This is a genomic window from Bartonella rattaustraliani AUST/NH4 (assembly GCF_000312565.1).
GTDB classification, from domain to species: Bacteria; Pseudomonadota; Alphaproteobacteria; order Rhizobiales; family Rhizobiaceae; genus Bartonella; species Bartonella rattaustraliani.
Window position 1 is genome coordinate 1 of the sequence record NZ_CALW02000068.1, and the last position, 10,664, is coordinate 10,664.

A 10,664-nucleotide genomic window follows, 5' to 3' on the forward strand; every position below is an offset into this window, starting at 1 on the left:
AACACACGATACCATAAATCAAAAAAAGACGAAGAGTTTTCGGGATATGATCAAGATAAAGCCAATGAAGATTTAACAGTCTCTCTTGCTCATCACGATTCTAAAGGGTTTTCGGCAACTTTTAAAAATAAAAAAGGCACATCATGAGTGTTCAGAAAGATGAAGTTGATACCAATATGGCGCCACTTTTAGAGCATTTGATTGAACTTCGTCAGCGCATTATTGCAGCCCTCATTGTGTTTTTAATAGCTTTTATGGTTTGTTTTTTTATCAAAGATTATATTTTAAATTTTTTGATATGGCCTTATCAATGGGCAATGAAAATATCAGGTGGTAATCCTGAAAATATTCGTTTGCAATCGACGCAAGTATGGGAAACTTTTTTAACAAAAATGAAACTTGCTGCTTTTGGGGCCGCTATTTTATCCTTTCCCTATACGGCTTTTCAGTTTTATAGCTTTATCGCACCAGGACTTTATAAAAATGAGCGTATGGCTTTTCTCCCATTTCTCATTGGTGGACCAATTTTATTTTGTCTTGGGGGCGCTTTTGTTTACGCTCTATTCGCGCCAATAATGCTTTGGTTTAGCCTTTCTCAACAATTTCTTCCCGATGTTCATTTAAGAATAGAGTTTATCGTTCGTATTTCTGATTATTTGAGTTTTATGACATCGTTTGTTCTGATTTTTGGTTTGATTTTTCAATTACCTCTTGTTACCAGTCTTTTAACAAAAGTTGGTTTTTTAACATCTAACAGTTTGGTATCTAAACGGAAGTGGGCTATTCTCGTCTCTTTTATAATTGCGGCTATAGTTACGCCATCGGATTTTTTTACTATGTTTGCAGTAGCCTTGCCAACAATAGCTCTTTATGAGATCTCAATTTTAATTGCTTACTGTATAGAAAAAAGAAAAAAACCTCTTAAAAGAAGTTTATCTTTTGTGCGAGAGGAAACGAATAAAAATGATGGAAATGAGGAATTTTGATGCTTGATATTAAGTGGATTCGTGAACATCCTGAAAAATTAGATGCTGCACTGGTCGATAGAGGTCTTGAGCCGCAAGCAGAAAGATTAATAAAACTTGATCTTGAGCGGCGTTCCTATGTTGCTAAAGTCCAATCTGCGCAGGAGCGTCGCAATGCGATTTCAAAAGAAATAGGGCGGGCTTTAGCGGCGGGTGACCAGAAGCTGGCGGAACAGCTGAGAGCTGAGGTTGAAGAGATTAAAGATTTTCTTTCTTCTGCTATAGCGGAAGAAAAACGATTGACAGAGAATTTTGAAATGGCTCTTTCCGTTCTTCCAAACACTCCATTAGATGATGTTCCAAAGGGTAAAGATGAAAACAATAATGTTGTTATGCGGTATTTTGGGACACCATCAAAGTTTGACTTTACACCAAAGGAGCATTTTGACCTTGGTCAAAATCTTAAACAGATGGATTTTGAGCGGGCAAGCCGTTTATCGGGAACACGTTTTACAGTGCTTTCAGGGACATTGGCGCGACTTGAGCGCGCACTGGGTCAATTTATGCTTGATGTGCATGTTGAGGAGCATGGTTATACAGAAGTTTCTGTACCACTTCTTGTACGTGAAGAGACTGTTTACGGGGCTGCACAGTTGCCAAAATTTGCAGATGATCTTTTTCAAACGACAGATGGTAGATGGCTTATTTCTACAGCGGAAGTCCCGTTAACCAATTTGGTAAACAATGAAATTCTTGAGATATCGGATTTACCTTTACGATTTTCTTCTTTAACGCCTTGTTTTCGCTCAGAAGCGGGCGCTGCAGGTCGTGATACGCGTGGCATGTTGCGGCAACACCAATTTTGGAAGGTGGAAATGGTATCGATTACCACTGAAGAGCAATCATTAACGGAATTGGAACGTATGACAGAATGTGCAGAAGATGTATTGAAACGTCTTGGTTTACCTTTTCGTACAGTGGTTCTTTCGACAGGTGATATGGGGTTTTCTGCACGTAAAACTTATGACATTGAAGTTTGGCTTCCAGGTCAAGGGCAATATCGTGAAATTTCCAGTTGTTCAGTTTGTGGAGATTTTCAAGGGCGACGCATGAATGCGCGATATCGTAAGGAGGGTGATAAAGCATTACACTTCGTTCATAGTCTTAATGGTTCTGGTACAGCGATTGGGCGTTGTTTGATCGCAATTCTTGAGACTTATCAGCAGGCTGATGGGTCTATTATTGTACCAGATGTTTTACAACCCTATATGAAAGGGATGCGTTGTATTACTGCTTAATTTTGCAAAAGGAAAATGGATATATTTTTGTTGCTGAAAGTGATAATATGCAAATGTGAAGTTCTGCCACTTTTGAAAGAAGTGCGTTGTACGTAGGATAAGGATATTACTCTGTTGGAGACTAAATGAGAGTATGGAGCAGAAAAGCACTTTACGATTTCATGAAGAGTTGGCAGTTCTTGTGCTGAAAATGCGCAGTAAAGGGATTGATGATGTTCGCTTTTTTAAGGCGATTGAAAAAATTCCGCGTCAACATTTTGTGGCTTCCCCATGGTTTAGCAGCGCTTATGATAATAAAATTATTCCTATCGAATGTGGTGAATATATTGAGCGTTTGGAAGAGCAGCTTTTGGTCCTTTCTGCATTATCGTTGAAAAAAAAGCATCGTGTTTTAGAAATTGGTACAGGCTCTGGTTTTTGTACTGCTCTTATGGCGTGCCTGAGCGATCGTGTGACAACAGTTGATCGTTATAAAACACTTGTTGATTTAGCACGTCAAAAATTTCAAGCTCTAGGACTTGACAATATTATGATACAGCAGCTTGATGGAAGTTGTAATATTACAGGTTTGGGAACATTTGATCGTATTCTTGTTTGGCCGTCACGTTCCAATGAACCAACGGAATTTTTAGAACTTTTAGCTGAAAATGGGATGCTCATTCAAGCTATAGGACCTGATGAAGGGGTGCAAATGATGAGGTGCTATACAAAAATTGGTAATCGGTTTGAGCGTTTAGAAATGTTTCAAGTACGTTATCAACCTTTTATTCCAGGTATTGCGGAAATGCTTTAATTTTTTAAATAAAAACATGTTTTTAACATAAAAGTAGGGTGCGAACAGTTTAAGGTTCATAAATAACTGATTTTAACCCTTAAGTAAGATATACAATATAATAAAATAAACAAATTATATGAAAATTTGGGATTTCATGATTCATTGATTCTATTACATTTTTTGGGGGGGTATCCCGAATTTTTTTGCAGTTTTTTGATTGCTTCAATGGCGAGCCTTTTTCTGTCTGCTGTCTTGGTATAATGCGACGCCATTGTATCATCTGTCCAACCAAAGAGGGCTTTCATTTGGGCTACCGTTGCGCCTGCATTGGCAGTGCGTGTGGCAGCTATTTTTCGAACACCATGAGCAGACTTTTTAATACCCGCCACACGACAAGCTTTACAGAACAAAACTCCAAAGACATTTTTTGTTAAAGGATTTCCTTTTTTGCTACATATAAAAGTATTGAGACCGGTTTTACCGCGTTCCAGACTGTCTATAAGAGTTGGTAAAAGCGGTAAGTGAACCTCTGTTTTAAAGCCGCTCTTTTCTGTTGTTAGAAATAAGATACCGTCTTGAACGTCTTGCTAACCGATACGAACCGCATCGCCGCGACGCAAGCCCGTGTAAAGCAAAACGTCAAGCCATACCCGTTCTTTGGTATGTTCGTCCCAACATTTGTAGTAGTCCTCTATGTCTTTTTCCGTCCAGGCTATAAATTCATCTTTGTTTTGTGATACAGGTCTTTTAACACCAATTGTTGGATCATCTTCAACATAATCCATATCAACTGCCCATTTAAAGAGACAGCTCATAGCTCCCATAAAATTCTTTGCGGACCCCGGCGTATCAAGCAGGTCATTGATAGCGTGCTGTAGCGTCTTTTTGGTAATTTCTGAGTAGAGAGCCTCACCATTTTTATCAATTATATTACGGTAGGTTAATTGCCTCTGGTAACGGGTTCCTTTTGATAATTTATTCCAGTGAACGCTTTGATAGTATTTATAGATGAGCTCTATCATATTGATCAATAAACTCTCGTGCTTCTCTTTGGCATTTTGATTAACTTTTCTACAATATTACAATTTCAATTTCCATAGATTCCTTTGATACGTATACGAGGACCGTGACCAATACGAACATACCATAAAACATTCCCGTATCTTGTGACTTCTTTCACAAGATGAGGCGGTTTGAAAAAGTCGTCTGAAGATTTCTTTTGGTCCTTTTCTTGGATGAAAGGCGGTAAGTCATCTTTGAGATACATTAAAACAGAACAACCTTCGGTTCTTATTTCCACGGCGCTTAATTCATTTTTTTTTGGCTGAGCGTATGACACGGTTGATTTCTGGTTCTGTTATGACGGGTTTTCTCATAGCCATGATATTTTCCTCTATGATTGATTGAGAAGTGGGTGGGGGTGCAGAACGCTGTAAATGCACCCCCATAAGCTTTAAGCCGCTCTTGTAGAGAGTTGTTTGATATCTTGATCTATCTGTTGTAAAAACTCTTGTACGGCTTGATTGATCTGTTTAATTGACGCAAAAAAACAAATCGGTTAAAAGGGCGACAAGTGCTTGAAAAACACTGTAATACGAGCGAATAGGTTGCGAAAAGACCTCTTCCTATGCTTTTAAATATACTGGCTTTCTTTTGTGCTATCATTAGCATATAACGATTTTGCCGGGTGTGGTTACACTATACAATACCCTTTATAGGGAAAAGTGTAACGACGGTCTCGTATCCGTGTTTTTCAGCGCCCGGCGCCCTTAGGGGGGCAATGAAAATGTTAAAATACGAGGATTTACTATGAAAAATTCTGTAAAAAAATATGAACTCACAGATGAAACTAAAGTTGTTAACGGTATCACTTTACACCGCATTAAAGCTTTAAGAGATTTTGATGATGTCAAGGCTGGTGATCTGGGCGGTTTTATCGAAAAGAAAGAAAACCTTTCTCACGAAGGCAATTGCTGGGTTTATAATGATGCCATTGCTTCATATGATGCTATTGTTAGTGAAAATGCAAAAATAAGTGATAAGGCTATGGTTTCTGGCTGTGCCAAGGTTTATGGGAATGCAGTAGTGAGTAATAAAGCCAGGGTTTATGGTTGTGATACTCATGTTTATGACAATGCAGTCATTAATGGCAATGCAAAAATTGGTGGCTACGTTTATGGCAATGCCGTTGTGAGTGATAACGCCGTACAGAGGGCAATATATTATCATAAAAAACACAATAATGTCAATAGTTTGTGTGCAATTATTTTATATGAATCCATTTAAGAATCCATCTTTTTATATGTGATTCAATTGACCACTTTTTATCAACAATTGCTATTTATAAACAAAGCATGAAAAGCAAATCATGATACAAATCTTATAACGCATGTGAGCATTCAAAAGCAGTAATCATTCATAACAATTCAATAATACGTTTTAATCATAAAATCGATAGTTATTATTAGACGCAATCGTTTGAAATTATCCAATCAACATAATTGCATGTGTTTAAATCACATCTTAACAAACGTTAAAAATTGTTAGCTCTAAAAAACAACGCCTCTAAAATTGGGGTTATCTACTTTAGAAGTATAATTTTCAAGTATCTCTTATATCACGCATAAGTGACACTAAAATCACTCACTTCAAATTTGAGAGCGTTAAATTCTCAAACATTCTTTTGAGATCACGACTAGGCATAGTTGAAATAAGCCGTTGTTTATTATCTTATGAGAGATTGCTTTCAAAACCAATGCTTACAAGCATAAAATCAAAAGAGCGGGTTTGTTACTAATTACACTTACCAACGCATTTACTCTTGATTGGATTGATAGAGACCTTACAAAACGTTTTGATCTACTCAATAGGTTTTGATTTTGAGAATGTAAGTGATTTTAATTGACGCTTTCAAATATGAGAGCGTTATCATGAATAGGTTTTATCGTAAACGCTGTATTCACAGTTTCTCTCTTCTATCAAATATAACAAGAACGTTTTATACTTTTTTGGATAACGTTTCATAATGACAATAGAGCGCTTGCAATATGATAGGTTTTGTATAGAGAGGCATTTATTGTTAATTGATATTTTTTATCTACATTCATCATTTATAAAGCCGCGTCGATTAAAAGCGCGGCTTTTTGAATACGTTTAAAGAATAAAAGGCCCCCCCCATGCCTCATTATTTATTGTTTTTAATATCAACAATTTTACGACCTTTATAAACTTCTTGATGATTTTTAATAGAGCTTATTTTGCTTTTTTTATCGAGAATGGCAGTGCCATAGACTTTCCCCCAAACCTTAATCTTGTGGGAAATCTTTGCTCTCTCATAAACAGAACCATAAATTTCAGCCGTGCCACTCACGCGAGCATGCCCATAGACCTCACCATAAATTTTCGCACGCTTAAAAACCATGGCATGCCCATAAACTTTCCCATAGTTACAAATATATGCAAAACCTGAAACCTGCGCATCACCATAAATCCTTGCATAACTACAAACCCAAGCGTTATAAAAAACGTGAGCATTGTCATAAACATGCGCCTCAACATCAATATGTGCATTGCCATACACATGGGCATTGTTATAAACATACCCCATGACATAAGCCTTGTCATAAACGCGTGCATTGTCATAAATTTTTGCGAATTGAGAAATTAACACCTTGCCATAAACAAAAGCATTGCCATAGACTTGCCCGCGCACGTGCGCATTATTGCGTACCCTTGCATTTTCAAAAACCCTTGCATGGCTATAAGCACAGGCATCATCATAAAGCCAGCAATTGCCTTCGTGAGAGAGATTGCTTTCCTTTTCAACAAAGCCCCCAAGTTGACCAGCCTTTACATCACTAAAATCTCTTAAAGCTTTTTACCTTCGCGAAGAATGGTTTGATCTGTGAGTTCATATTTTTTTTCAATTTTTTGATTTTGAGTAGAGGCGGCTTCGTTTGTAATGGAAGATATAACTGTATTGTTCATAAAAATTTCCTACCTGTATATAAGTTTTTGAATTGACGCCATAATGGAGACGCCGGGCGCTCAAAAACACGGCAGATAGTCCGTTGGCATGCCTTCCCCATAAGGGTCTTGTATAGCATGACCACACCCGACAAAATTCTCATATACTAACAAAAGTATAAAAGATAGTCAGTATTTTAAAGTTTGGAAGAGGTTTTTTCGTAACCTATTCGCTATCTGTATAGTGTTTTTGATCACTTAAGTATTAGTATAACAAAATACGTATTTATTGTCAACAATAGTTTTATCTTTTTTTGATATTTTTTGTATTTTTTAAACACGTTGTGTATAAAGATTGTCATGTTCTTATAAACAGTTTCTATTTTATTGCGTGTTTTGGATTCTATATTAACGGTGTGGTTAAGCGTTTTCGTTATTTGTCTATCTATATTTATAAGATTTGAAAACGCTCTTAGCAATCATATTTTTAGCTTTAAAAGCATGCCTCTTTATTATTGAATGATTTTTGTGAATTGTCTTATAAGAGATTTATCATTTACCTAGCGAGCCTTCATAGACACCGCGCTTTCATAAAAGCAAAAAACAAATACGATAGTGCATTTTTGTTATGAAAGCCTCTAAAGATAGCCAATCTATTTTAAAAAAGCAGGAAGGTCGTTTTGTAAGCTACTTGCTTATCATAAAGTGTTTTTAGACTTTTGGTTATTGATTTAATAAAATGCCCATTCATTATTAACAGTTGTTTTATTCTTTAATCCATTGTGTGTAAATATACGTCAATCTCTTTCAAAAGAGTTTTATGGCTTTTGGAGGTGGGGGGTATGTTTATATTATTTTTTTAAAGAGTAAGAAAAATAAAAAACATTATATTTCAAGTTGTTAGTATTTTAACAATACAACTTATAAAGACAGTACAATCTATAAATACAACCAATAACATACATACTAAGGGGTTCTGTCGTGGTTTTGGTGTTTTTTTAACAGACTAAACTTATGATTTGAGAGAGTGGTTTCAATATAATTTATGAAATGGCATAGAAACCTTTAAAGAGGTTTTGAATTCTTATGATAGCATCATAACTAAAGGACTATAAATACTCACAATTCTCTTTAAACAGAACTCTTAAAAGTTAAAAGACACCATTTTAGATTTCTATATAATCTCTTAAAGGCAATCCCAAAAAATCTGATCTTATAGAGAAAGGGGTTTCTGAAAAGCCTTAAAGCAATCCAAAGAAGAGTATTTAAAAGTGCAAAGCTTCTCTTTTTATTGAAATAACGCATGATAAAAAATTCCTAGTGTTTTAAATTGTCTATCATCAATCATCACAATATGATGCCTTATAGACTGTAGTGTTAATGAAGATTCAAAAGACCTCTATAAGATGAGCATGCCTTATTAATTCTGTTCAGTTTATTTCTCTTATTTCTAATGTTGGTAAGTTTCTCACAATTTTCATGGTTTCTAAACTTACTGTGATAACCCGTTGAAACAATTCTAAGGGGTAAGCAGGGTTGCCAATGGTCTCAACGGCATAACGATTAGCATCATTAACAATACCACTTTTTTTATCGGTCTTTACACATTGACGCCCCATAACCCATTCAAGAGCAGGTTTGCCATTGACGATATACTCATAGGCTTCAAGAGGTATATCTGTCATGGTGATATGACGATTGTAAATCACTGTAGATTTATCTTTTTCCTTACACTTCTTAACTTTTGCGAATTTCATTTCAGTCACATAATAGAATTTTTCAGGATTAGGGATATCAGTTAATTTTGGATTACCCTTTTTAAAGGTTACTGGATAAGGTGCTACAGTTTCATAATTCATGTGCAAGTGACCAAGTTCACGTCCTGCATTAACAAAAGCCCAAAAATCTTCAGCAGTTTTTACACAAGGGATACGAGGCAATTCTTTAGAAAGGTTATCAGTATAACGAGCACGGTAATCTTCTGAATGCAAAATTCCATAAATATAATAAAACAGATCATCTTTAGTGATTTTCTCATCAGGATAAGCGGCTTTAAAATGTGCTAATCCTTCATCAGTAATGGCATCACGCCTTTGTAAACCAACGGTTTCATCTTTCTCTATAGAGCTTTCAAATAAATGGGACTGCTTTTTATTTTTATCTTTTGAAATTTCAGCCTCTTCATAAAAGTACCTTGGAAAACATTGACCATTATTTATGACATTAAGTTCAGGCAAAGTATTCGTCATCAAAACAGAAAAACTGCTTCTTCCTCCAACTCCTGTAACCTGAATAACCCTATTTTCGGCTGCCGCTTTTCCCATAGGGAATATACGCGGCATTTGATAAACCATTTCATTAAAAGCGCGATTATAATAAAGCCACTGTTTTGTAAAAGGGCGATAAAGACTTTGCGTAAGACAGTTATTTTCAAACGTAAAAAGCTTTTCTTTGCTTAATTCCTGTTTGATAGCACGGCTCCAGCTAATTTTACTTGCATCTGAGTTTACGAAACTGTCTACAGCCTTTTTACGTGTCTCGCGATTAGCATGCTCATAGGCGTCATTAAAACGTTCTACTTCGCTATTATAAAAGCCAATCATATTGCTCATGTTCTTCACTAACGCCTCACGGCTCGAGTTATATGCCCAAGCGTCACGACTAGTTACAATACCACACGAAAAGGTTTCAAAGAGTTTTGTATCATGTCCTCTTTTAATACCTAGTGCTAAAAATGTTTTGAAACTTTCATCACGTTGATTGATCCAATCAGCATGTTTGTCTGGTGTAATAAGTTGCCAAGCTTGCTTTTCTGTAATACCACCGATACTCTTAAAGGATTTTATTATATCAAGTTTCCTTTCTGCTGTAAGATTACTACCAATGTCGTGATAGTAAATTTTACAAGGTCCAGTAACAGTAGGATTTTTGATAAAGAGCGTTATAGCAATACCGGTCATACTGCCATTGCCAAAAACATTTTCGCCTTCTTGAGCATTTCCATTACTTAACATGTTTTTACGAATATCCCCTCGTAAATTGAGCACATAAATACTGGTGAATTCTTTGGCTAAAGATTTTCGTACACCATCCATTGTCGATTTTTCTACGTAACCAGACCCAGAAACAAAGCCAATGACCCCAGCATTATCAATACGATCACTCGCCCAACGAATTGCACGGATATAACTATCATAAAGTGCTTGCATATTGGTTGCTTTTGATTGAGTAGCATAGGTCTCACGAATACGGTCATCTAATACCGGATAAGGTGTATTTTTTGCATTATCATTTTCATTTTTTTGCTTTGTTGAATAAGGAGGATTACCAAAGATAACTTGAATGTTTAGTTTTTTCTGAAGTTCTAAATAGTCACTGTTTGCTTTGAATATACCTCGCAGCAAATCTTTCTCTTCAAGCATCCGGAAGGTATCTGTTAAACCAATATGCTTAAAGGGGATATAGTCACCTTTCATAAGACTATGATAGGTCGTTTCAATGTTAATGGCAGCAATGTAGTAAGCAAGCAAGACAATCTCATTGGCATGAATGTCATGACGGAATTTATATTCCATATCCTCGGGTTTGATGAGATTGGATTGTAAAAGCCTTGTGATAAAGGTACCCGTTCCAGTGAAAGGGTCAAGAATAGAAACATCA

5 protein-coding genes and 2 pseudogenes are annotated in these 10,664 nt (G+C 36.1%); 4 read left to right on the plus strand and 3 right to left on the minus strand.

All coding sequences use genetic code 11. The features are described 5' to 3' along the window. Positions 1 to 143 precede the first annotated feature (143 nt). The 3 genes from tatC (at position 144) to BN67_RS09630 (ending at position 3,056) form a co-directional block, all read left to right on the plus strand. A complete protein-coding gene (gene tatC / locus BN67_RS09620; RefSeq protein WP_019223890.1) occupies positions 144 to 986 on the plus strand; it encodes a twin-arginine translocase subunit TatC in 843 nt (280 codons plus the stop codon). Beyond that, on the plus strand, positions 986 to 2,263 hold the full coding sequence (gene serS, locus BN67_RS09625; RefSeq protein ID WP_019223891.1) for a serine--tRNA ligase: 1,278 nt from the start codon (positions 986 to 988) through the stop codon (positions 2,261 to 2,263). Before tatC ends, serS begins: the two co-directional genes overlap by 1 nt. A 133-nt stretch (positions 2,264 to 2,396) precedes the next feature. Next, positions 2,397 to 3,056, plus strand: coding sequence for a protein-L-isoaspartate(D-aspartate) O-methyltransferase (locus BN67_RS09630; RefSeq protein WP_019223892.1), 660 nt, complete (start codon positions 2,397 to 2,399; stop codon positions 3,054 to 3,056). A gap of 134 nt (positions 3,057 to 3,190) precedes the next feature. Here BN67_RS09630 and BN67_RS12960 read toward each other — a convergent pair. Beyond that, positions 3,191 to 4,218: pseudogene (locus BN67_RS12960) on the minus strand (tyrosine-type recombinase/integrase). 629 nt (positions 4,219 to 4,847) lie between these two features. On the opposite strand from BN67_RS12960, the gene BN67_RS12110 reads away from it, so the two are divergent. Continuing rightward, positions 4,848 to 5,324, plus strand: a complete 477-nt coding sequence (locus BN67_RS12110) for an LbetaH domain-containing protein (protein ID WP_019223897.1) — start codon at positions 4,848 to 4,850, stop codon at positions 5,322 to 5,324. Positions 5,325 to 6,222: 898 nt separating this feature from the next. Here the strand turns inward: BN67_RS12110 and BN67_RS12965 are convergent. Next, positions 6,223 to 6,915: pseudogene (locus tag BN67_RS12965) on the minus strand (hypothetical protein); the annotation flags it as partial. A gap of 1,519 nt (positions 6,916 to 8,434) precedes the next feature. After that, a partial coding sequence (locus tag BN67_RS14525; protein ID WP_019223901.1) for a type ISP restriction/modification enzyme occupies positions 8,435 to 10,664 on the minus strand: 2,230 nt, incomplete at its 5' end.